Source organism: Streptomyces sp. SP17BM10 (assembly GCF_036322405.1).
Lineage (GTDB): Bacteria > Actinomycetota > Actinomycetes > Streptomycetales > Streptomycetaceae > Kitasatospora.
Genome location: NZ_JAQYXB010000464.1, coordinates 1 through 221 on the forward strand (window position 1 = coordinate 1; position 221 = coordinate 221).

Sequence of the window (221 nt, forward strand, 5' to 3'; positions counted from 1 at the left end):
AAGGGCTTCGACGGCGCCTCCTGCGGCGTGTCGGTGTCCATCGGTGCTCAGTCGCCCGACATCGCGCAGGGCGTCGACACCGCCTACGAGGCTCGGGTCGAGGGCGACGAGGACGACCTGGACAAGCAGGGCGCCGGCGACCAGGGCCTGATGTTCGGCTACGCCTCGGACGAGACCCCCGAGCTCATGCCGCTGCCGATCACCCTCGCCCACCGGCTCTC

1 pseudogene is annotated in these 221 nt (G+C 71.0%); it reads left to right on the plus strand.

Annotated elements, in window-relative coordinates:
- Positions 1 to 221: pseudogene (locus PUR71_RS06495) on the plus strand (methionine adenosyltransferase); the annotation flags it as partial.